At 59.3% G+C, this 21,516-nt stretch carries 27 protein-coding genes; 2 read left to right on the top strand and 25 right to left on the bottom strand.

Annotated features, from left to right (window positions below):
- Positions 1-204: 204 nt before the first annotated feature.
- The 11 genes from HHL14_RS29640 to HHL14_RS29590 all read right to left on the bottom strand — a co-directional run bounded on the left by HHL14_RS29640 (position 205) and on the right by HHL14_RS29590 (position 9,306).
- Positions 205-1,764, bottom strand: a complete 1,560-nt coding sequence (locus HHL14_RS29640) for an ABC1 kinase family protein (RefSeq protein ID WP_169501156.1) — start codon at positions 1,762-1,764, stop codon at positions 205-207.
- A complete protein-coding gene (locus tag HHL14_RS29635) occupies positions 1,701-2,045 on the bottom strand; it encodes a hypothetical protein (protein ID WP_169501155.1) in 345 nt (114 codons plus the stop codon). Before HHL14_RS29635 ends, HHL14_RS29640 begins: the two co-directional genes overlap by 64 nt.
- 73 nt (positions 2,046-2,118) lie before the next feature.
- Positions 2,119-2,796 (bottom strand): SOS response-associated peptidase, encoded by a 678-nt coding sequence (locus tag HHL14_RS29630; protein ID WP_169501154.1) that lies wholly within the window; start codon positions 2,794-2,796, stop codon positions 2,119-2,121.
- A gap of 509 nt (positions 2,797-3,305) precedes the next feature.
- Positions 3,306-3,902 carry a lipase family protein gene (locus tag HHL14_RS29625; protein WP_169501153.1) on the bottom strand — a complete coding sequence of 199 codons (597 nt, stop codon included), beginning with the start codon at positions 3,900-3,902 and terminating at the stop codon, positions 3,306-3,308.
- Positions 3,902-4,348 (bottom strand): hypothetical protein, encoded by a 447-nt coding sequence (locus HHL14_RS29620; RefSeq protein WP_169501152.1) that lies wholly within the window; start codon positions 4,346-4,348, stop codon positions 3,902-3,904. The genes HHL14_RS29625 and HHL14_RS29620 overlap by 1 nt, the downstream gene beginning before the upstream one ends.
- Before the next feature lie 45 nt (positions 4,349-4,393).
- The gene (locus tag HHL14_RS29615; protein WP_169501151.1) at positions 4,394-4,603 is read right to left on the bottom strand and encodes a hypothetical protein; all 210 of its coding nucleotides are present in this window, start codon (positions 4,601-4,603) and stop codon (positions 4,394-4,396) included.
- Positions 4,600-5,181, bottom strand: a complete 582-nt coding sequence (locus tag HHL14_RS29610; protein ID WP_169501150.1) for a hypothetical protein — start codon at positions 5,179-5,181, stop codon at positions 4,600-4,602. The genes HHL14_RS29615 and HHL14_RS29610 overlap by 4 nt, the downstream gene beginning before the upstream one ends.
- A gap of 56 nt (positions 5,182-5,237) precedes the next feature.
- A complete protein-coding gene (locus HHL14_RS29605) occupies positions 5,238-7,223 on the bottom strand; it encodes a hypothetical protein (protein ID WP_169501149.1) in 1,986 nt (661 codons plus the stop codon).
- A 71-nt stretch (positions 7,224-7,294) separates the two neighbouring features.
- Complete coding sequence (locus HHL14_RS29600) at positions 7,295-7,756, bottom strand: glycoside hydrolase family protein (RefSeq protein ID WP_169501148.1); 462 nt, start codon at positions 7,754-7,756, stop codon at positions 7,295-7,297.
- The gene (locus HHL14_RS29595) at positions 7,753-7,992 is read right to left on the bottom strand and encodes a hypothetical protein (RefSeq protein WP_206002582.1); all 240 of its coding nucleotides are present in this window, start codon (positions 7,990-7,992) and stop codon (positions 7,753-7,755) included. Before HHL14_RS29595 ends, HHL14_RS29600 begins: the two co-directional genes overlap by 4 nt.
- A gap of 162 nt (positions 7,993-8,154) precedes the next feature.
- The gene (locus HHL14_RS29590) at positions 8,155-9,306 is read right to left on the bottom strand and encodes a hypothetical protein (protein ID WP_169501146.1); all 1,152 of its coding nucleotides are present in this window, start codon (positions 9,304-9,306) and stop codon (positions 8,155-8,157) included.
- 41 nt (positions 9,307-9,347) lie between these two features.
- On the opposite strand from HHL14_RS29590, the gene HHL14_RS29585 reads away from it, so the two are divergent.
- Positions 9,348-10,121 (top strand): class I SAM-dependent methyltransferase, encoded by a 774-nt coding sequence (locus HHL14_RS29585; protein WP_230413261.1) that lies wholly within the window; start codon positions 9,348-9,350, stop codon positions 10,119-10,121.
- On the opposite strand, the gene HHL14_RS29580 is transcribed toward HHL14_RS29585, so the two are convergent.
- The 7 genes from HHL14_RS29580 to HHL14_RS29545 all read right to left on the bottom strand — a co-directional run bounded on the left by HHL14_RS29580 (position 10,118) and on the right by HHL14_RS29545 (position 15,285).
- Entirely contained in the window at positions 10,118-10,312 is a 195-nt protein-coding gene (locus HHL14_RS29580; protein WP_169501145.1) for a hypothetical protein, read from the bottom strand. The genes HHL14_RS29585 and HHL14_RS29580 overlap by 4 nt on opposite strands.
- Before the next feature lies 1 nt (position 10,313).
- Positions 10,314-11,327 (bottom strand): hypothetical protein, encoded by a 1,014-nt coding sequence (locus tag HHL14_RS29575; RefSeq protein ID WP_230413260.1) that lies wholly within the window; start codon positions 11,325-11,327, stop codon positions 10,314-10,316.
- A 60-nt stretch (positions 11,328-11,387) separates the two neighbouring features.
- The gene (locus HHL14_RS29565; RefSeq protein WP_169501144.1) at positions 11,388-12,098 is read right to left on the bottom strand and encodes a DUF2612 domain-containing protein; all 711 of its coding nucleotides are present in this window, start codon (positions 12,096-12,098) and stop codon (positions 11,388-11,390) included.
- On the bottom strand, positions 12,098-13,288 hold the full coding sequence (locus HHL14_RS29560; protein WP_169501143.1) for a baseplate J/gp47 family protein: 1,191 nt from the start codon (positions 13,286-13,288) through the stop codon (positions 12,098-12,100). Before HHL14_RS29560 ends, HHL14_RS29565 begins: the two co-directional genes overlap by 1 nt.
- Positions 13,285-13,638 (bottom strand): hypothetical protein, encoded by a 354-nt coding sequence (locus tag HHL14_RS29555; protein WP_169501142.1) that lies wholly within the window; start codon positions 13,636-13,638, stop codon positions 13,285-13,287. Before HHL14_RS29555 ends, HHL14_RS29560 begins: the two co-directional genes overlap by 4 nt.
- Before the next feature lie 2 nt (positions 13,639-13,640).
- Positions 13,641-14,297 carry a Gp138 family membrane-puncturing spike protein gene (locus tag HHL14_RS29550; protein WP_169501141.1) on the bottom strand — a complete coding sequence of 219 codons (657 nt, stop codon included), beginning with the start codon at positions 14,295-14,297 and terminating at the stop codon, positions 13,641-13,643.
- 85 nt (positions 14,298-14,382) lie between these two features.
- Positions 14,383-15,285 carry a phage protein gene (locus HHL14_RS29545; protein ID WP_230413259.1) on the bottom strand — a complete coding sequence of 301 codons (903 nt, stop codon included), beginning with the start codon at positions 15,283-15,285 and terminating at the stop codon, positions 14,383-14,385.
- Between the two features lie 91 nt (positions 15,286-15,376).
- Here HHL14_RS29545 and HHL14_RS29540 point away from each other — a divergent pair, with 91 nt between their 5' ends.
- Positions 15,377-15,751 carry a hypothetical protein gene (locus HHL14_RS29540; RefSeq protein WP_169501139.1) on the top strand — a complete coding sequence of 125 codons (375 nt, stop codon included), beginning with the start codon at positions 15,377-15,379 and terminating at the stop codon, positions 15,749-15,751.
- A gap of 4 nt (positions 15,752-15,755) precedes the next feature.
- Here the strand turns inward: HHL14_RS29540 and HHL14_RS29535 are convergent, their stop codons facing one another.
- The 7 genes from HHL14_RS29535 to HHL14_RS29505 form a co-directional block, all read right to left on the bottom strand.
- Positions 15,756-16,061, bottom strand: a complete 306-nt coding sequence (locus HHL14_RS29535; RefSeq protein ID WP_169501138.1) for a phage baseplate plug family protein — start codon at positions 16,059-16,061, stop codon at positions 15,756-15,758.
- Complete coding sequence (locus tag HHL14_RS29530; protein ID WP_169501137.1) at positions 16,061-16,660, bottom strand: phage baseplate protein; 600 nt, start codon at positions 16,658-16,660, stop codon at positions 16,061-16,063. The genes HHL14_RS29535 and HHL14_RS29530 overlap by 1 nt, the downstream gene beginning before the upstream one ends.
- Complete coding sequence (locus HHL14_RS29525; RefSeq protein ID WP_169501136.1) at positions 16,657-18,534, bottom strand: phage tail tape measure protein; 1,878 nt, start codon at positions 18,532-18,534, stop codon at positions 16,657-16,659. Before HHL14_RS29525 ends, HHL14_RS29530 begins: the two co-directional genes overlap by 4 nt.
- Positions 18,524-18,691 carry a DUF6889 family protein gene (locus HHL14_RS29520; RefSeq protein WP_169501135.1) on the bottom strand — a complete coding sequence of 56 codons (168 nt, stop codon included), beginning with the start codon at positions 18,689-18,691 and terminating at the stop codon, positions 18,524-18,526. Before HHL14_RS29520 ends, HHL14_RS29525 begins: the two co-directional genes overlap by 11 nt.
- A 14-nt stretch (positions 18,692-18,705) precedes the next feature.
- Complete coding sequence (locus tag HHL14_RS29515; RefSeq protein ID WP_169501134.1) at positions 18,706-19,155, bottom strand: phage tail assembly chaperone; 450 nt, start codon at positions 19,153-19,155, stop codon at positions 18,706-18,708.
- A 90-nt stretch (positions 19,156-19,245) separates the two neighbouring features.
- Complete coding sequence (locus HHL14_RS29510; RefSeq protein ID WP_169501133.1) at positions 19,246-19,686, bottom strand: phage structural protein; 441 nt, start codon at positions 19,684-19,686, stop codon at positions 19,246-19,248.
- Between the two features lie 8 nt (positions 19,687-19,694).
- Positions 19,695-21,512 (bottom strand): DUF3383 domain-containing protein, encoded by a 1,818-nt coding sequence (locus HHL14_RS29505; protein ID WP_169501132.1) that lies wholly within the window; start codon positions 21,510-21,512, stop codon positions 19,695-19,697.
- Between the last annotated feature and the right edge of the window lie 4 nt (positions 21,513-21,516).

Below are 21,516 nucleotides of genomic sequence, written 5' to 3'. Positions count from 1 at the left end.
CAGCCCGCAGCCCGCCGCCCGCAGCCCGCAGCCCGCAGCCCGCAGCCCGCAGCCCGCAGCCCGCAGCCCGCAGCCCGCAGCCCGCAGCCCGCAGCCCGCAGCCCGCAGCCCGCAGCCCACAGCCCACAGCCCACAGCCCACAGCCCACAGCCCACAGCCCACAGCCCACAGCCCACAGCCCACAGCCCACACCCCATCACCCCATCACCCCATCAGCAAAACCATCCCCACCCCCAGCACCCCGCCGCACACCACGCATGCCCACAACAGCCAGCGCGTGCGCCGGTATTCGCGCGCGAGATCCGCGAGCAGTTGCGCGTTCTGTTGCGGCGTGCCCGCGCGATCGTGCTGCTGTTGCAGATAGCGCACCGCCAGTTGTGGCAGCCGCGGCAGCGTGTGCGCGAGATGCGGCAGTTCGTGCGAGATGCGCTTGAGCCAGCCGCGATGATCGAGGTCGCGTCGTGCGATTCCGGCCAGCACGTCGCGCGCGATGTTCCATGTATCGACGCCCGGATGCAGCGCCCGCGCGAGCGTTTCCGCCTGCTGGAACGAGCGCTGCGCGGTCGCGAGCCGGCCCGGCACGTGGCCGTCGAACGGCTGCACACCGTGCAGCAGATGATGAAACAGCGAACCCGCCGAGCGATCCTGCGGCGCGGCCGCGAAGTGCGCTTCGGCGCGCGTGCGCAACTCGGCTTCGAGCATCTCGGGACGCGTGTCGGGCGACACGTGGCCGACGTCGCGATGCAGATCGGCGAGTCGTCCATAGTCCTGGTCGAACAGCGCGGTCGCGCCGTGCACGAAGAACTCGCGCTCGCCGGTCGAGAGCGTCGACATGATCGAAAACTCCGCGAGCACGAGGCGCCCGAGCGTGTCCGGCTCGATGCTGACGCGCACCCGGCGCGCATCGAGCGTCGCGTGAAAGAAGCCGTGTTCGAACGCCTGCTCGGTGACCACTTCGACGATATGCGCGGCGAGCGGTGCGAGCTTGATGCGATGCGCATGCAGGCCGGGCAGGTCGCTCGCCGGCAGCGTGTTGATGCGCTGCATCGTCAACGTGTGGTCGGTGCACAGTTCCCAGATCACGTCGGGAATGACGATGCGTTTGTCGCCGTCGAAATGATGGCCGGTCTGGCTCAGGTTCGCGGCTTCGGCGCGCAGGTCGAAGCGACGCAGGATGTCGTCGGTGAAGGTTTGCGCGAGCGCGCGCAGTTGCAGGCGGCGCGCGACACGCGAGAGCTTTTCGAGCCAGCGCGCGACCCAGCGCAGCAGCGCGAGCTCATCGCCGATCTGCTGCAATTGCTGCGCGCGCACCAGCTTGATCGCGACTTCGCGGTGGCCTTTGAGCGGTACAGCGAGCCGCGCGAAATGCGTCTGCTCGGCAAAGCCGCTGCGCACCGGCACGAGATCGACCGCGCTGAACAGTTCGGCGAGCGGCCGGCCGAAGGCGTCGGCCAATGCCTGCGCCGACTCGTCTGGCGCCAGCGGTGCTTCCATGTGATCGATCGCGTCGAGCGCGTCGTGCAGCGTGCTGCCCGCGAGTTCGGGGCGCTCGGCGAGCGTCTGCGCGAAGCGGCTCGCGAGCGGGCCGAGTGCGGGCAGCATGCCGTGCAGTTGCGCGCCGCTGCGCTCCGACGCATGCACGCGACCGATCAGCTCGATCAGCCAGTGCAGTTTGTGGTCGGGCGGGGCGGCGAGCCAGATCAGGCGCGCGCCGTAACGCAGCGCATGGAACAGCAGCAGTAGACGGCGAAACAGTGACGGCATCGGCGGTTCGGTTGACGGACGAGGCGAGCTGCGCGCTTGTCGGTGAGCGAGGCCGCGCGGCGGCAGCCCACCCGACGAGCCGAGCCCGTCAAGGTTAGCAGGTCGGCGCGGCGGCGGGCACCTTTGCGCGCAAAGCGATCCATGGCGCAACGCCCGACGTCGTCGGCATCGACGCGTAATACGGCATCGACGCGTAATACAATACGCCGGCCTTCCTCAATCCCGGCGAAACCCAGCGTGCCGGCTTCCGGCCTCCACAGATGCTCGCAGAACAACGTCATTGCCTTGCTTGACGGGCCTCGGATTGCAAACCTACGCCGAAAGCTACGCTGTCGATATTGACGTGACATGTGCTCATTCGAGAAATGATCCAGCGTCCGAATCCCCGCCCTTAGGCTTCCGAGGCGGCAACGGATACGCTTCAGCCTTCATCTCCTCCGCCGGGTATAGGTTTAGGAACGACCGAGCTTCGTCGGTCGACCTTGAGCATAGCCAGTCCCCGTAGTCCTCCGGCCGCACGATCACCACGGATCGCTTCTCAGCGCCCGGCCGATGAAACCGTTTCATCAATGGATGGCTGTCGGCATTGACAGTGAGCATGGTGAACGACAGCGTCGGCCCCTCCGGATCGTCCCATGCGCGCCATAGCCCGGCGATCGCCAGCGGTCGACCGTTCGCCATGCCGATCCGCCACCGCACCGGCTTGCCGGTCTCATAGTTTGGCTCATAGAACCGCGAGCAGGGGATCAGGCAGAGCTGCAGCTTCTTCCATGCACCGCTGAAACTACGCTTCTCGCCGATTGTCTCAGCGCGCGCATTCATGGTGTCGAACACCTTGACGCCAGGAGGAATGTGCTTGCGGGGGACCATGCCGAATGTAGCTGGGTCGGTGCTGCGTTCGCCGGCCGTCATCCGAAGGATCGGCGCCACATAATCCTTGTAGGTCTCACGCGGATATTCGAACTGCGGCACCGGGAAATCGGTGAACGCCTCAAACAGATCGGGCTGAGCCGGCTCGTAGTCTGTGCACATGGAAGTCTCCCGAAGTCATCCAATGATAGTTCCAGATGCAATCGGAGAAATCCTGGATATACTACTGTACATTCATACAGTACTTGTGCCGCCATGAGAATCTATCCGCCGCTCACAGCGCACGAGCTCGCGGCCATTTATGACGCGGAGCCGACGCCGAATATCCTGCGTCTTCTGCAGGAAATTCATCGCCTGCACAACACGATCAGGCGTGCCGATCAGATCCGTCAAATGATTGGATCATATGGGACTGCCTATGTCGCAGGTACGGTCTGGCAATGCTTCGAGCGAGAACTCGCGGAGGAGCCATGCTTACGGAGCAACCAGACGACGCCTCGACAGGAGGCCAGACTAGACCGCGCTTACCGGCACATGGAAGCGAACAAGGGCAGGCGCTAGGAATTGATCGTCGCCAGTGGCGAGAAAAGAGGGGTGGGCGATCCCATACAAGCGATCGCCGATATTGCGGGGTTACAGCGGTTGGCCTGTAGGCTCGTGCAGAATTAAGACTAGGCCGGGACGCCTGAGCCAAAGGCATCGATGACCCGTTCGATCATGTGGTCGGCCACGCGTGGGATGATCGTGGCCGGCGGCCCGATATGCGTCACCAGTGCGGACTGATGCCAGCCCAGCGGAACATCCGGCACTGGGTCGCTTCCACACTTGTAAATGTATACCGGAACCTTCGCGAGCAAAGTGCGAACGCCGAGACCGGGGCTGACGCGCGGGGCTTCGAATCCATAGACGGCTACGGGTGGCTTTCCGGCGAGCGTGAGCGCGACCGCGCAGCAGATAGCTAAAGCGCCGCCGAGTGAATGCCCAACCAGCGTTACCGGCTGATTGCCGATCGCCTTCACAACATCATCGGCGATCGCCATCCACGCGGCCCAGAATCCTCGATGGATTTCTCCGGCGTCCGGTACATTGATCGTCAGCACGTCGAAGTCGGTCGCCCAGCACGCGTCATTGTCGGAGCCTGGAAACGCCACCACCAAGCCTGCATCCGTATGCCGCACGATCGCCCGCGAGGCGCTATCCGCTTTGCCGATATCCGGCTTTGCAACGTACGCTTCCTGGGCGATCAGCGCGAAGTCGCGGGCCTGCATTACTGGCTCGCTGCGACCGGTGCCGACGCAGCAGCAGGAGTAGCCGCCGCCGCATTGCTGTACACCGCCAGCGCATTGACCGCCGTCAACTGAAACACGCCGATCGCTGCGATGATGATCGGCTTTTGCTCAGCCGGCACGAGCGTCGAGTCGGTGATCGCCTTTTCGATTGCCGGGATACCGGTCGAGATGAGCGACTGCACCGAAGTGACAGTGATAGCGCCAGCCGTTGCGCAGAATAGTCCGTTCGCGGTGGCCGCAGTGGCCACAACAGGATCGAGCGCGGCGACGGCAGTCAGCGTCGGTTGGACGACGAGACAGCCATTGCTCACGATAGCCTGGAGCTTGGCGAGGTCGGCGGTAGCCGATGTCTGTTGTGCAGTCGAGCATGCACCGAGAGCGATGGACAGGACAAGGCCTGCTGCAAGCAGCATGATTCGTTTCATGATGGGATTTCCTGAAGTGATTGCCGCAGGTGCGGCGAGGGAGAGTTACTGCGCGGTGACTTGTTTGACTGCGGCGCGAGCGACCGCGTAGTTGTAGACAGCGTGGCCAGCCGTGATGACGAGCGCCGAAATCTGCAACTGCGCCTCCATCGGAATGACGACGTGCATGGCTTGCGCGATCCAGTCGATGATCGGCACGAGAGAGGCTGCAGTGAGAGTGATCGCACCGGTCTGGATGCTTGACGTCTGGTTCATGAATGCTCCTTGGGTTTGTGACGAGCTTCCAACTCATCAGGCGAAAAAACGAATTCGTCTACGAACGGAAACGCTTGCAACAGAAAGATCGGACCTGTAATCGCATGCGCGCCGTGAAACTTCTCCCGGTGCAGATGCTTGTGCAGAATCAACATGGCCTGCGGGCTATCGATGAACGCTTCGGCGTCGGCCGGATCCCACGCATCAAAGTCGAAGCCACGCCATTTGAAGAACAGGACGATCCAGTAGATGAGAAAGCCTTCGACAGGTGCCTTTTCTCCCGTTGGCTCCCACGTGTATGGGTCGAGCACTGGCAACTCCTTGATCTTGCCGAGCGCGATGTCCCGAACGATGTCGAGCCGCACGGCCGAGCCGAATGCCCACTCAAGGGTGGCGTGATGCCACTCAAGATCTACCTGTTGACCGGTGATGGCACAGCGCGCACCTTTTTTCTTGTCGTCTCGTTTCGTCTTGCGGAAAGTGGCCGACTCGGTACGCTCATCATGGTCGGGGTAGTAGTTCGCTTCCTCGACACTTTCCTTGCGCAGGTGTTCGTGCGGTACGTCTGTCGTTTTCATGGCGGAAATAAAAAAGCCGCCCGGAGGCGGCTTGGTGAAGAGGATGGAATATGGCGTCAGCAGTCGTACATGGCGGTCGGATTCCCAGGGATCGTCACAACAGTCGTATCGTTGACAACGATCCCCCAGTAATGCCCAGGCAACACGTGAAACCGCAGCGGCACGGGGAAGACTGCAGTCAGATTCGGTAAAGTGATGACGCCTCCGCGCGAAACCCAATTCGCTGCACTGCTGATGTCGTGAGTGGTTAGCAGCTCGACGGTTTGCGGTGTTCCGGCAGTCACCGAAACGTACAGCACGACGTCAATATCCTGTCCCTGACCGGATATGTTCGGGACAGCCAGCGTCGCCGCCAGCGCGTTCGCACGCGAACCCTTCTGTACGATGCCGCCGAGCCCGGCCAGCAACTGCGCCGCAGTCGGAATTCGCGTTGCAATAACGGTAGCCAGTCCGCGTCGCGCAGTTTTCGGCAGACCGGAAGTCGACGAATATCCGAATACCTGGCTCGGCTCGATTGCGGCCGCGTTGGCCGTGTTCACGAAGTGGTTGAGCTTGCCCTGCGGAATATTGTCATTGGTCCGGATCACCGGAGATCGATTGGTGTTACCTCCGCAGTTCTCGACGACCGTATTGCCCTTGATGGCGAAATCAGCCATGTTGTTGATCCGCAGATCACTTATCTGAGTGAAGTCGTTGACCGTTGCGTCGGTATCCAGATACAGAAAGTTGCTGAACTGGCCGGTGCCTGGGCTGGGCGCCTCAGCGAGACCGCCCTTGATCGAGAATCCGCTATAGACGCTGGCTCCGACACCTCCATAACCGACAGACCACATAGGAGTTCCAACGCTGTTCGGGAACTGCCCTGGTACGTCGTGAACACCAATGCGCGCCTCGCCGTCGCTCGCGAGGACCAGGCACGACGGGTGCGTCATCGTCGAACTGATTTCCGCGCCGATCTCGATCTTGTCGCCCTGGTAGATATTGCCGCGCGGGGGGAAATGACCCTTGTTCCAGCTGATGTGGTTGCAGTAGATGTTCCGCTCAAGCCGCATCTTGTGAAACACAACGGCATTCGTGGCGTTCCACTGACTCGATCCCACGAGCCGGCCGTTATCGCACAGCAGGGCTTCGCACCGGTCCACCTTCGCATCCTGTGCGTCATCAAAGTTGAATGCCGTCCCGGCAAGGTTGGCGCAACGCAAGCGCGTCGCACCCCAGTTCTTCTCCATGTACGAGAAGTCGAATCCGCCAACAGTCGGCCTGGATCCCGCGAGCGCAGCGAAGTTCCAGCCCGGAGCCACGCTAATCCCCTCGACGTACACACCATCAACCTTTTGCGTCTGCGTAATGCCCTGCGGATTAAACATGAACGCATAGGCGCCACCCGTTACCGTGGCGCTGTCATAGGCAGCGATCGCCGTGTTCGTATAAGCGTCACCGGCGAACGTTGCGGCGGCGCTCGCGGCAGCAACACTCGGCACGATGAGCGCTTCGCCAGAGCATTTCAGGCTGACACCAGCGCGCCAGAACATCTGATCGCACAGATATGCCCGACCCGAACGGAACAGTACAGTCGCGCGGGAGTTAGGGGCGCTTGCCGTGGAGATAGATCGCGAGTCTGCCGCATTCTGTGCAAGCGCGTTCATCGCTGCCTGGATCGCCGCAGTGTCGTTGTGGCCACCGCCAGTGACTAGCGCATCGCCGTAGGCTCCAGCCTGCTCTACCCATATTTCGTTGCGGTGAACGAGTTGCCAATAGCCGCGACCATCATTTGACAGAAAGACCGTGACACCGTTTGGTGTCGGCAAAGTGGCTGTCGGAACGAAATAATACTTTCCGTGCCCAGAATCGCCGGGGACGCGATACCCCAACGTTTTGACCGTGGTAAATATGCGCGTGTCGAGCGCCTGCATTGCAGCAACTGAAGGCACGCCATTCTCAAAGACCGCCATTTCCACGGCACTTGCCGTTGCTGCGAATGCGCTGTTTAGCCCGTTATGCGTCAGAACCTGGCCGGGCTGGAAGTTGGTGGTCGTTGGCATGGGCGTAAAAAGAGTCGCAGGAGCGGCTTATCTATGAGGCGAATATTTGACGTTTATTCGTGTCGCGGATTTCAGGCGATGGCCGCCGCGATCGGCATAACGCCGGTCTCCATTGCTTGCGCCAGTCTTTGCGCGCGAGCGCCCACTTGCGAGGCCCACTTCGAGCTGGTCATTCCCGCAGCCGCCACGGCATACGAGCCGCGCTGCATGGCTGCTAGCGTGTTCTTGAAGCCGAGCAGACCGCCGATTCCCAAGTTAAAGCACATGTTCGCGAGAACGCGCATGCGTACGTCGTCCATCTGCCGCCACCACGGCAAATTCTTGTCGAGCTTCGCCACGGTCGATGCGATGTCGCGGGCGAGCAACTGGTTCACCTGGCCGTTGGTGAGCGGACAGACCCAGCCATCCGGCAACGGCGAGACTTTGCAGTTGTGCCCCACGCCAACAGTTGGCACGCCGACGCCGTCCAGATAAACCGAGTACCGCACACCCTCGTCACGGCGCAGCTCTGCCTCAAGAAGTTGGAGATTCATGTTTGCCCCGGAAATTTACCGTGCGCAATAGCCCAAAGAGCACCGACAACGGTGATGAACGGACCGAACCACAAGACGAGACGCCTCAGAAGTCGCCCGGTGGCCGCGAAGAACGCGATGCCGCCTTTGGCTAGCTGCATCAACTCCACAAGCTCTTTCGTGTTCGACTCGACGCGCAATGTCGCATCGGTATTTTTCGAAAGCTCGGCACTCCAGTGCTGCTCGAATGTGTTCATGCGCTCCTCCAACCTGGCGATGCGGTGATTGCGATCGTCGTCGTGCGGATATGGATGGTTCAAGGCGACCCCGGTCGGAAAAAGAAAAAGCCCGCTCGGGGCGGGCCTGGGTGAGACTTTTAGATATTGATTCCAGCAACAGCTATCGGCAAGCTTGCGCACCTATCTGCGACGCCAAGCAATGATGTTTCCGTAGGCCGAGCATGTCCCCGAGAATGATGCCTGCGCCACGAGATAAACCGTAGTCGATGCAGAAAGGGAGAGGCGCTGCGAAGGAATGGGATACCCGGCGAAGGACGTCACGGCGCTGCCCGGCGCGAGCGTCAGAAACGTGTATCCAGTGGGCAGCGTTGCGCTGGTCGTGCCTGCTCCCCCAGCAACGTAGTTCATGGTTGTGGCTACATTGAAGGTGACATTTCCGAACACATACCAGTCACCCGCAGTCAGGGAAATCGATGTGACGTTAGTCGCAGACCCCGACGTGAGGGAGACGGCCGATCCGGTGGCTATCGACGAACTGATGACCTCGCCGATGCTACCCGCGTTCGCATTGTTGTTCGTCGTCGTGCCAACGATGCCGGCAGTCTGGGATGGCGTGAATGCGCCACTCGCAGCAAGTGTCGTGAATGAGCCGGTCGAAGGAGTCGTCGCGCCGACCGACGCATTGTTGAGGCTGCCGCCCGTAATGGCCGCGCCGTCAACCATCGTGACAAAGCCTGTCCCATTGCTGATGGAGATCGGCTGATCAACGACTGCGCCACTCACGTAGCGGTTGATCTGCAGGGATCCGGTCGCGCCGGACGCATTCTTGAGAGACCAGACCGGGGAGCCGCTGTTCTGGAAATAGACGGCTGACTGGTTGGTGCCCGACGTGTCGTTCAGGAAAATCGACGGCGTATTCGAAGCGATCGTCTGATTTGCCGTGAACGTATTCGATCCCAGGCCAGCGAAACTGGTGCCGCACGCGAACCCTGTTCCACTGGTGTATTGCAGCGCGCTATTTGTCGCACTGCAACTCGGCATGGCAAACGCTGCCGGCGACGCGCTGGATGCAGTGACGTTGGCAAGTACCGTGTTCGCAGCCTGTGCGGCCAATCCCGATAAGGCCACGCTTCCTGCGGGCAGCGTAACAGTCCCACTCGCACTCAGATTCGTGAACGATCCGGGAACCCCCGAGATCGAGCCGCCAGTAATGGTCGGGGCCGCAAGCGCCGCATTTAGCTGTGCCGCAGTGAGGACTTGTCCGGGCGTGAACTGGGCCTGCGCCGTGACAACGATCAGCGACAGGACGACTAGCAGTAGGCGTTTGAGCATGGGTGTGGTGCGGATGTGAAAAAGGCGCGCGGGAGAATAGCTTGGGTACAATCGTGATCTTTCTTGACCAGAACAGCGAGAATTCAATGCCGTCAGCACCCATCCACCCTAACGACGACATGTTCCATGGATCGATCGAACACTATGATTCAGTCGGATCACAGATGGCCGAATTCGGACGCCGAGCCGCGGAGCTTGCGGGGGATGCCGAGCCGAGGATTCTGGAGTTGCCTTGCGGATATGGCCGCGTTACACGGAAACTGCTGGATCATTTCGATCCGGGACGCATACATGTCGCCGACATCATGGTGCCTGCCGTCGACTTCTGCACCTCAACTTTTGGCGTGCACGGCCACTATGTTGTCGATCCGGTTTATGAGTTCAGGAATATTGAATCAAGCAATTTCGATGTTGCGCTGCTCGGCTCTCTCATCACTCACCTGTCGCAAGTAAATGCCCGCAGTGTCATGAATCATTTCTTCACCAAGTTGCGGCGCGGCGGTGTAGCCGTGGTAACCACGCACGGAGAGAAGTCACGCGAACATCTTGGCGGTTCGGACATCTACCAGGTCGGCGATGCAGCTCGTCAGCATCTTCTCGCAGCATACGATGCGAACGAGTATGGCTTCGTCAACTACCGCGCCGATCACTCGCTTGAGGCAAAGACTGTGGACTATATCGGCAACAGTTATGGCATCGCCATGATCCCCACCGACTGGGTCAAAGACGTTTGCCGTGAAAACGAACTCACCATCATCGAACACCGGCCGGGCGGCTGGGACAACCATCAGGACGTATTCTTCATTCGTCGCTAATCAGCGGTTTCCGGAACTGGAAGAAACGCCTGCGCATTGGTGGGTTGCTCGGCATAGTACGCTTCCCATCGCGCATCTGTCGCATTGACAGTGCCAAGATTGGGCCACGCAGACGGATCTTGAGGGGCGCCAAAATACGAAACAATTACTTTCTCAGTGCCATCTGCGAATTGAACATTCAGCGATGTCATATCAGATCTCGTAAGAAGAAATATAAACGATGAACGCGCAAGTGCCCGCAGTGATCGACAGCAACGCGTAGGTAAGTGTTTGTTGCGAACTCAAGTCTAGCGTGGAATATCCAAATAGATTGCCGCCTGAACCAGTAGTGTTCACGGAAAATTGTTGAACGCCAGTTCCGCTAGATGTGGCATAGAATGCCCATGTTGAATTTGAAGATGTCGTATTGCTCAGTGAAAGACTGCCGCCGACACGCTTCGCATTTTTCGGCACACCGCCTGCAATCGAGAGTGATGTAGCAGCAATAGTGCTCGTCGTGCTGCTGTTAAGTGCAGTGTATTGCAGGATGTTTGTCTTGCGATCTTGTACCAATACAACCGAAAACAACCCTCCAGAGGTCGTCGGCACGACGCTCAACAGCGCGCTTGCCGTATAGCCGGCCGGCATGTTCGCTCCACCGTACACGTTCGGCGCGATGGCGCTCGTTGCGTTGGTTGCCAGCAGGGCAGCAGTCGCCGTTGACGGATTGTAAATCGCGTACAGTGCGACGTAGCCGGATGCCGGTGCGCTGCCGGTATCCATGCCGCCCGCGCCGGGCGTCGTGAGCGTGATGGTCTTGTTGAAGCTGGCAAGTGTGTATTTCAGGCCGCCCAGCGCGGAACCGACGACGATCTCGTCTGCAGTCAGCGTTGCCGAAGCAGATGCAGCCGTAACGCTCATCGAGAGGTTTCGCACCGAGCCAATCAGCGCTTCCGATTGCGCACTGATTGCAGCAGTCAGGTTCGCCAACAGCGTCGCTGTCGTGCCGTCATCGATCGCCGGCTGGCCTGTGCTGTTGACGATGAATTGCGCCAGCACAGCCGACATGATTGAGCTTTGGCGCCACGTCTTGTTCAGTTGCGCAGACTGGGCAACCCCCGACTGATAGCCGGTCGAAATGGCCGAGAGTGCTGCATACTGGGCTTGCGTTACGACATTCGCACCACCAGCGGTCGCGAATGGCAGAAAATCATTCTCGATGGTCATTTAGTGCCCGGAAAACAAAAAGCCGCCCGAAGGCGGCTTGCATGGATAGAGATGGGTGGGTTATGCGGGGACGGCCCAGGAGCCGAAGTCAAAACCGGCTATGTACTGATTGGAGACGTCGAATCCAAAGAGCGACGTGTTGTCGACAGATGGGACGACGTAATTAGCCAAGACGCCTTCCGGCCGCAGTGGCAGATATCCCCCCGATAAAAGGGATCGCAGGACGGCGCTCGGGATGGCCCCGGAGATACCGACCGTCATCGTCATGTCCTGGTTATCCTGAATAAAGATAAAACTGACAGGTGTCAGAACCCCTGAATCCAACACACTACTGTCCAGAACAAAGGCGCCCGGAGTTGTGAACAGATTCGCATAGGCCGCAGCCGCGCCGGGGATCGTGCCGTCCCAACTGTTCGCTGCGATCTTGGCTCGGATCAGCGTTCGGAACGTCGCGTCATCAAGCGAAACAAGTCCGCCGGGAGGATCAAACGGCCCCTGCCACGAACCTTGATCGAAGCCGAGATTCGCAGTATCGAGTGAGAAATAGACGTTCAGCGGTGCCCGTACCTGCCGCGTGATTCCGGCCCACAGGCCAACCGCATCAAGCTGAACGCCGACTGCCGTGTCCAGATCGAAAGCAGCCGGAATTGACTGCATCACGTTGATCTGGTCGACGAAGCATTGCGATACTGCCGCGACCATCGCCATAAAATTCGGCGCGGCCTGATGCTCGCTGGTGATGAGTGCCGTGTAATCGGTCGCTGCGGCCATCAGGTCACCGTAATCGTTACGCTAGATGAGGGCGCGAGTATCTGCCCGGCATGATTGAAAGCCAGTGTTACATCTGGGGTGCCTGCTCCTCCCGGGCCGCTCAGCGAGAACGAGGTGATGCGGAATGTGTTGCTACCCGAGACCGATTTCGCTGCCGAGAGCGCCGAGTCCCACTCTACCGTTCCACCAGGAGCGCCGCCGATCGCGACCGAATTAACGTACGCGGCTACCGCATTCTGAATCGATGCTCCGATGGTCGACGTGTATCCAGCTAGCGCCTTCAGGGTGATCGCACAGGTGATCGCGTCGTAGGTCGGACGGTAGAAGTTGATGTTGTGCGCAATGCCGTAAGCATCAGTCACCGAAACCGTCGTCGTGCCGTACGTTCCGGTGCCGGGCGTTTTCTTCAAGGCGATCGCCTGGGCAATGGCCGTCGAGTCACCGCCCTCTACAACGAGATAGATCTTGTTGCCCGGAACGCCGTTCGCATCCGTCGTGCTTAGGTCGTTCTCGTATGGCGTGACGCGGGTCACACCGGAGACTGCCCAGACTGCACCGATCGTACCTTCCAATACTGTGCGCGAGGGCAGGGCAGTCGAATTCCCTTGGCGCACTCTCAACTGAGAATCGGTTTCCACGGGAGCCCCGGCATTCGCCGCCGTTGCGTTCGTCACCGACTGCCAGCCAAAAGTGGGAGTCGCGATCTGGTTGACCGCTCCGATGCCGGCTTGAACGGCACCCGGAGTCTGGCAAGTAGCAGTTACCGTGATTGTTCCGCTCGGCGGGATTGCGACGATGGCGGGAAGACTCCACTTGTTCTGGTTCTCATCCTGCGTAACGCCGTTGATGATGGTCGTACCCGCCTGGCCAACGATGATCTGGTCGACCGTGGAATTGTCTGGAACATCTCGCTTCAGGCCATTGATCTTGACAACGCTAGAGAGATTCGCGCCTTGTGCTGAGGCAGGCGAATAGGCGTTGTATGCGGCGATGATTGCGGCGTTCAGGTCGTTGATCGGCATGGCGATGCCCGCGGACAGAAACTGATAGTCTTGCGAGTCATTGCCCAAGTATATGTCCGTACCATAAATGCTCTGATACTGGGCAGTCACATACGCGAGCACATCCGAGAAAGCCGGCGCGCTGATCCCTGTCGCGCTGATGACGGGAGCAACAGAGGTAATCGTCATATCGTCGTCGAGAGCGTGGTTGTGCCGTACTGCGTTTCAACCGTCACGGTGACGGTGAGGGTCCGGGTCGTCGTGTTGACTGAACTGGAGTAGGCGGTGATTTGCGTGACGCCTTGCGTGCCGAGAATTCGATCCTGGATCGCCGCGTCGTACTGGTCCTTCGTGTACTTATCGAGGACTTGCGTAGTCCACGGCGTGCCATCCGTCACATCGAGGAACCACTCTCCCGAAAACAGCGCGAGACGCGTCTTTATCGCCAGCGCGACGCCATCCGGAGCATTCAGCCAGAAATCGTTCTGCTGATGGCCCCAGACGTAGTCGCCGTTGGCATCTTGCTTTCGATAGCGCATGATCAGTTCGGCGGGTTAGTGTTGCTGCCCGCACCGTTTTCGTGGTGCGTATGGGTGCTGTCGATCGCCTTCCCGTTCGATGTGACAGAGCCGATGAAGTTGATGACGCCCGTGATCGTTGCCGCGACACCGCTTGCCGCGCTGCCAGTCATGCCGTTAAGCCAGGAAAGCAGGCCTTGAATGATCACGGTGCTACTGAAGTAGGCCGGGCCATTCACATAGAGCCCGCCAGGAGCGGTGACCGTGACCTTTTGCGTCGTTGGATTCAGATCGATGGAGGTCGAAGCGTCATTGCTGCGAAGCTGCACACTGTTCGTGCTAATGCCGCTGATCTTCGTGGCCTGAGAAAAGAAACCAACGAAGGCGAAGCCATCGCTCAGGTCATGCACGCGATGCTCTGCCGGAGCCTGAATACCGCCCGATTGCCACCAGCTATCGATACACCGAGCAGCGAATACGACAAGACATTCGTCATTCTTCGCAACCGGGAAAGTCAATGTGCAGCCGCCACCTCTGGGAAAATGCACAGGGACATCGACTAGAAGCGGCATATTGACGAACTGAGCACTACCGTCCGGCTTGGTCACCACTCCTTTAATCGCAATCTGAACCGTCGCTGTCGCTGCGCCTGCGTTGAAGGACTGAACGATTCCTGGCATGGACGTCCAGAGACCAGACTTGAGTCCGTCCATCGCGACGCGCAGCGCTTCTTCGGGGTCGTCCCATCTTTCGCGCGGATCGATTTCAGCCTCCTTGCTGGCCGTTCACAACAGCGTTCGTGTAAGTTGACGTGAGAGGCTGCGTGCCATTGACGGCAGCGCAGATCATGTCGGTATAGAAGGCTGGTCCGCGCGTGTCGCCCGTCTGGGTCATCGCGTAGACCTTATAAAACCCATCGGCATCAAGGCCCGTATTCTTGTTTGCGCTGGTCGGATCGTAAAAGTTGCTGACGGCACCGTATGACACGTCGAATTGAATCTGTTGAACGCTCGCGTTGTCGATCTGGATCCGGCCACCGGGGATGATGTTCGGGTTCAGCAGGCACTTGACGAGAATCCCGTCGACCGTCTGCGTAGGAATTCCAACCATCCCTGTTGCCGACGTGATGACGATGGACTGGCCAGGCATAACGCCATTGACGGGAATCATATGGAGCCGGCCATCCTGAACTGTCCATTGCGTTCCAGATGCGCCGGCAAGCTGCCGCATGTAATCCCTGGTCATGCCGTAGCAGACCTTGCCGCGAGGAAGTTGCGTCGAGGCGAACTGAGGCACATAGCCTGCCGTTACCCCGTATGGCGACATCGACTGGATCAGCGCACCGTGGTAGTCCGTCTGGCTCCATCCGGCGGCCAGTGTCGTGTTCACCACCGACCAGTTGTAAGCTTCGTCGCCGTCCGCTGCGATGATGTCGATAAAGGTGTCGGTGGCATTTTCGCGTCCCTTGCGGATCTGCTTGATGGCACCCGAAAATATCTGGCCGACGTTATCGCCATATCCGGCTTGAAGGAAAACCTGCTGGAACTCCTGCTGCAGCCGCTTGGCGGTGGCGTCGGCCACGTTATAGACACGGATCGTCGTATGCTTCGGGCTCTGCGTTGTTGCGCTCCAGATCGTGAATCTGATATGAAGTTCGGACAGATCCAACCCTTGACCGCTCGCGTTGCCTACTATCAGGCTAACCTTCCGCAGAAACTGCGCAGTCATGTTTTGCCAACCCGCTCATAAGGAGAAAAAAATGAAAACAACCGTACGCCTTTGCGCTATCTTTGCCGCCGCATCGATCACGGCAGTTGCATACGCTGAACCAACGGTCGTCTATGCCAAGAAGGACATGCCGGATGCGGAATATCTCGCGATCATGAAGGCATGGAAACAGCGCTGTGCCGATCTTGCGGCAGGCGAGGGCCAGCCGGCACTGCAGAAGGCCTGCATGGACGGCGTAATGGACGGCGTCAAAGAGATCGTTGCCCTGGGAAAGGACGACACCATCAGCGCACAGATGTGGGACGTCTGCAAGGCCGAGAGCGGATTCAACTATTCCAACGATTTCCACGCCTGGGCGGCATGCATGCGGATCGCCCGCACTCGTCCAGGGCTGCGAGACTACTGAGCCACTACGGCGTGACTGCGTACAGGTGCGAGGTTGACCCGAGATTCGTATAGGTCGGCGGTGCATCGGCGGCGTCCGTCTGCACCCAGAGTTCAAAGCCGAAGGACATGTACTTGTATTGTGCGAGAAGATCCACGCCCGTCACCAACGGAATGCCGCTTACCATTGGATTTCCGGTCGAATCAGCAATGTCCAGAAACCAGCCGGTAGGGTCGCGCCATTGAAGCGTGAACTGATACTGAGCTCCCACCAGCGATACGAGGAATGTCCGAGGAACCGGCGTCAGCGGAATTTCGAAGGTCGAAGACATCAGTTGAACACGCGGTAAAGTATGCTGGTATTCGTCGCCTGCGGCTGTTTCGTGCCTGCGTTCGTCGTCGCCGCAGTCTTCTGTGGACTCGACATGTTAGCTGCTGGCTGCAGTTGCGTGGTCGTCGTCTGAACGATGATCACCTCGCGGCAATGTAGGGTCACGATCAGCGAGTTTTCCGTTTTCGCATCGGTCGTCGTGTCCAACGACTGGATCAGCATGTTTGTGTATCTGCGCTTGCCAGTCGACAGGTCGAACGGCGTACGTGATGCCTGAAGCGCCAACAGGCTCTTGTAGACGAACTGGCTGTAGCTGCCGAACTGCAGCGAGGTAATGGAGCTCAGACCGCTATTGGACCATGCGAGCGTCAACGTGATCTCGGCGGGCTTCTTGTAAGCATGGTCAGAGATGGCCGCGCCTTGCTCAACCGGGTGATCGGTAATCACCATCTCATCATGATGGTGCTCATCAATGGTGACGTATCCCTGGAACGAGCCGATCGATGAATTGATCGACCGCTTCGGGCTGAAAAATGCGCTAACGAGTTCGCCGCCGATAGAGGCGGCGATCCCGATGCCGGTTTCCAGGAATCCACTCATTGCGCCGCCGTTTTCATGTTGCGCACGAGGCGCTGATTCACCCCGCCCTGAGCCTGAGCTACTGCCTGTGCCGTTGCGTGAGGGTCGCCAGATCCTGCGACGTGAATTGTCGTTGTCTGGCTAACCGATACTGGAGCAGAGCCAGGCGCACCCGCTGAGCGGACGCCCGATGCTGCAGCGATCTGCTCAGCGCTGTACGGGTTTCTCCCGTTTTCGACCTTGATAATCGCGCCCATCAGACTTTGCAGGACTCGCGGATCATTCAGGTCGAGCGCCGAATCGGCGCCTACACCCAGGCCTTTTGAGACACTGCCGATATATGCTTGAGTGTTGTTCTCGCTGGGTGGCGCGAACTTCGAGATGATCGCTCGCACCGAGTTGATGCCGCGGGTGCCATACAGGCGCAACTGATTACCGAGCGCGCGCAAGCCTTCTTCTGCCGTCTGGAATACCGCGAAACGACCGTTAGGGCCTGCTTCTTTTGTCGCGCCAGTCTGCCCGACGTAATTCAGATTGCCGGGGTTGTTGTTGCGTATGCCGCGAGGTGCATTCGGATTGGCCGGCGCAGGTCCTGCAGGTGAGCTCGCTGGGGGCGTGCTGGATGTCGGCTCTACCTTGGGCGCCGGAACTGGGGTGCCCTCCAACTGGTTCTTGATCGTGTTGTAGACGTCTTTCCAGCCGCCGACAGCAAGCGCGGCGAACTTCTTCGCATGGGTTGCAAGATCGCCCCAACGCCTATCCATTACCGCATGGATGATCTCGCCCAACTCGGTGAACTGCTCGCCCATCGTGTGCAGCAGGCGTTTCGCGAGCTCGATGTCCGGCATCCAGCGCGACCAGTCGATCAGACTCTTGCCGCCTTCCCTCCAGACCTTGAAGTCGTCGTACAGGGCGACGATTGCCAAGCCAAGTGCAGCCAACTGACCCAGCGGAGTCGCGAGGAAACCTGCATTCAGGAGCTTCCATGCGATCAGCAAACCCCCGACGCCTTCAATCAGACTCTTTGTGCCGTCATCCAGACTATTGAACCAGTCGATGATGCTGCCGACGATCTGCATTGCCCGCAGCCCGAGCGTGCTGATGACGTCAGCCAGGAACAGGATGCCGTTGGCGATCTTCTCAACAATCTCGGAGATGCGCCCGAAGTTGTCGACCAAGCCTTCACGGAAGCGTTTGATGTCGCCAGACATCTTGCCGGCGAGCGACGCGGCGACCTTATCCCCGAGAATCACGAACGCCGATCCGAGCGTACGGATCTGATTCATGAACTCATGCGACGAGGCTGCGGCTTGCTGCGAGTCCAAGCCGGCTTTTGCCAGCATGTCCCTGTACTCATCGCCGAACTGGCCCATGCCCTGACGCAGCGCCATCAGAGTTTTTTCGTCGATGCCAAGCGCCTGAGCGTATGCATTCGCGCGGTAATACGGCATGTTCGCGAACTGCTTGCCGAGATCCCGAAGGATTTCGGTAGTGTCGCGCAATCCGCCGTTGGCATCTCGAGTCTGAACGCCAAGACTCTGGATCAGGCCCGACGCGCCCGGGCTGTTACGCATGAAGCGCGCGAGATTTTCGAGCGACCCCGCTGCCGCGGAGGCCGTCGAGCCCATCTGGGCGGCAGCAAAGCCGAGCGCCTGAATGTTCGCGACAGACGCGCCCGTACGCTGCGATGCGAAGTACAGCCCCTCCATCTGGTCGGCGATCTTCGCCACACCAGCCACGACAGCCGCTGACGTCGCCGCGATAGCCGCGCCGAGCTCGACCACCTTCAGCGATGCCGAAGCGACGCCATCAACGAATTTCTTCTGGCCTGACTGATCGACGGAAAAACCTAACGATACGAGAAACTCTTTGATCGTGTCGACGTTACCGGACATTCTGATTCTCGTTTATGCGTTGGGCTATCTGGGTGTTCTCGGCGAGCACGTCGAGACAGTCGTTCATTAGCGCAATATCAGCCAGATCAATCGTGCCGTCCTTCAGGCTTTCGTAGCGGCACATGCCCTTGACGACCGGCCTGAGTAGCCAGTCCATACCATCAGGCAGGCTTACCCATTCAATGCCGCGGCTTGGCTCCCCGGCGGGCTCGCGAGGATGCCGCGAATAAAAGCACCTAAGCTATCCCAGATCACCTTGACCGTAATCTGGGTCATCTGTCCGAGGTCGATGTCGTCAAACATCAGCGACTTGGCACTCTGGCTCCAGATCGATGCCCAGTTCCCTTGCTGATTGCGCATCACGACGCCGAGGCAGGCATTGAAGACGTATTCACAGTCTGCATCCGGCATTTCAGCCAGAGCCTGCGCAAGCGGCTCGAATGCTTCCGCCATGCCGGCGAGATCGTCCTTCAGCGAGTCCGCGTTGCCCGCAAACTTGATGAACATCGGCAACAGCTTTGGAACAATCGGCGCGATCTTTCGGGAAACGTGGAGTTGCTTGAACGCGTCAAGCTTTTCCGCGCGATATCGATGGTCGGCGATTTCAAACTCGATAGACATCTCGTGTCCTTGGAGATAGTCCAGTGAGGGAGCGTCGGCAGGCGCTGGACTAGCGCTTTTCGATGATCAATCTAGCCGACGCAAAGCCAATCAATACGTTCCGAGAGCGGAGTCCACTTTTCCAGCATCGAAGGTCCAAGCGATGATGTCGCCGTCTTTGGCGTACTTCATGTCGGGCTTCTTCTTGAACGCACATTGACGTGCGACGTGCAGATCACCGACAGCGGCATTCGATATCGTGATGATGTTTTGTCCCCACAGCGACGAACTGATCGCCTGAGCTTCGTACGTCGCCATGAGTTTCTGATTCATCGGACTGGTTTTGAGCAATCGCACCGTGACCTGTCCAGACTTGTCGGCATGCAGGCTATGCATCACCTCGCCATCGGCTCCGACCGTCATGGTGTTCTTGTCGCCGGCAGCGGCAATGTCAATGCCTTCCTCGGCGTTAGACGACCCATAGCCGAGCGAGAAAACGCCGGTCGGGCCGACGAATGTTGCGGTTACATCTTTAAAGGAATACGCACTCATGGGTCACCTTATCGCGTTACATTTACCGTTAACGATACGGAATGGATCGCCCCAGCCTCAAGCAATGCCATCTGGAACGGCACGGACTTGCGGGCCTGACGATCGGACGTCGATTGCGACGAGATCGGCGGGGCATACACGTAGTAGCCTTTCGAAAGCGTGTCGCCCTGGTTGAGCGCGCCGAAGCCAGCCGACGTCCAGACACCAGCACCGGCATAGCCGTTGTTCAGGGCTGCATCACCGGACTTTTCCATCACTGCGGCCAATTGCTGATTGCCAGCATCCGTCTGCGGGATCTTCGTCGGGCTCAGGTACAAAGCGTTGTACAGGTCCGTCTGCAGACGATTGCGGAACCAGATCGCGTTGTAGATCGAGTCAATGAAGATACCGCTCGGCGTCACGCCCGTTTGGATGATCGCAGTCGAGTTGTCGAAGTTGACGAAGTAGTTGTAGCGCTTCGCGTCCAGCGCATTCGCCTGAGTGGTGTTCAGGGACTCCGCGACAATCCCCGGCTCCTGCTTGAAATCCAGCGTGATCGTCGTCCGGTTGCCGTTGAAATTCACGGTCAACAATCGCCCGAACAGCGATGCGACGGCGTACGGACTCGTGCTCGAATACTGCACGATGCTGTACTTGTAGCCGAGTTGCGCCATCTGGTATCCCAGATCGCTCGTCTGCGTCGGATCAACCGCAGCAGGCTCCTGCGATGTAGCGCCGTAGAGATGCTTCTGATCGGCTTCGATGAACACTGCCACGGCAAGATGCTGTACGTTGGTGATGCTCGTGTCAGCGAACGAGACGCCGAGGAACTGCGTGCCCGCATAGCCGATCATTGCCGATACAGCGTCCACCGGCTGCTCTGCGTTCACGCCATTGACCGGTGTCGACGCGAGAGTGCTTGTGAGGCCGAGCTGAGCCGATACATCCTGGCCGCTGGCCGGCGAGGTGGCATAGGTAATGCTCGAAGCATTCACCCCACCCGCGAGCGTTGCGCCCGAAACTGTGATGTTGGTCGACGTTTTGGCGAGTGTGAACGTATTGCCAGCCGTACCGACAGACGCGTACGTGATAGTCGTGGCAGCCAGCGTCGTCGAATACTTGCACTTGCTGATATTGACGTCAGCCGAGGACTGCAGGAACGATTGCAGGTTAGCTGCGGTCTGCGCTGCGGTGCCCCCGATCTGAACCTGATTGCCGGTCGGCGTACCGGTGACAAACGTGACTACCGTGCCACCGATGGTCACCGCGTCATTGTTCGCCGGAAGGCCGGCCAGCGTGATCGTACCGCTTGCCGTCGTGCCGGCACCGCTCGTCGCGCTCGTGATTTCGAAGCGGCTGTAGTTTGCATTCCATACGCACGAAGCCGCGGCGCCGAGCGCGGTCGAGATGACAGAAGCGACGCCGTTCAGATTCGTTTGCGCCGTGAAGTCGAGCGCCGTCACGTTCTTGACAGTGCCGTCGATCGTCACCGTGAAGCCGCCGTTGGATACGACGGTCCATGCCGACATCGCCTGAGCAGCAACCGACGTGAAGCCGCCTTTGAGCTTCGCAGACGTGGCCGTCTTGGCCCAGCGGCCAACAAGTAGCGTAGAAGGCTGCGGAACCTGCTGGAAGTACAGGCTGGCCGCGAGGTATTCGGGTGCTGTCATACCGAAGTCAGTGCCAACAGCAGATGCCGAAGCATACGAGCGAAAGCGCTCGCCAGTGTCGATAACCGTCGACGCGCCCATGATGAGGCCCGTATTCAGGTTCGCACCTTGCGCCGCCTGCGGCGACATGTTGATCGTGACATTGATAAGCCGCGAAACCGGCAAAGTGTTCGCCATCTAG

The organism is Paraburkholderia antibiotica, from assembly GCF_012927125.1.
In the GTDB taxonomy this organism is placed as follows: Bacteria; Pseudomonadota; Gammaproteobacteria; order Burkholderiales; family Burkholderiaceae; genus Paraburkholderia; species Paraburkholderia antibiotica.
This window is presented reverse-complemented; position numbering and strand designations above follow the sequence as displayed.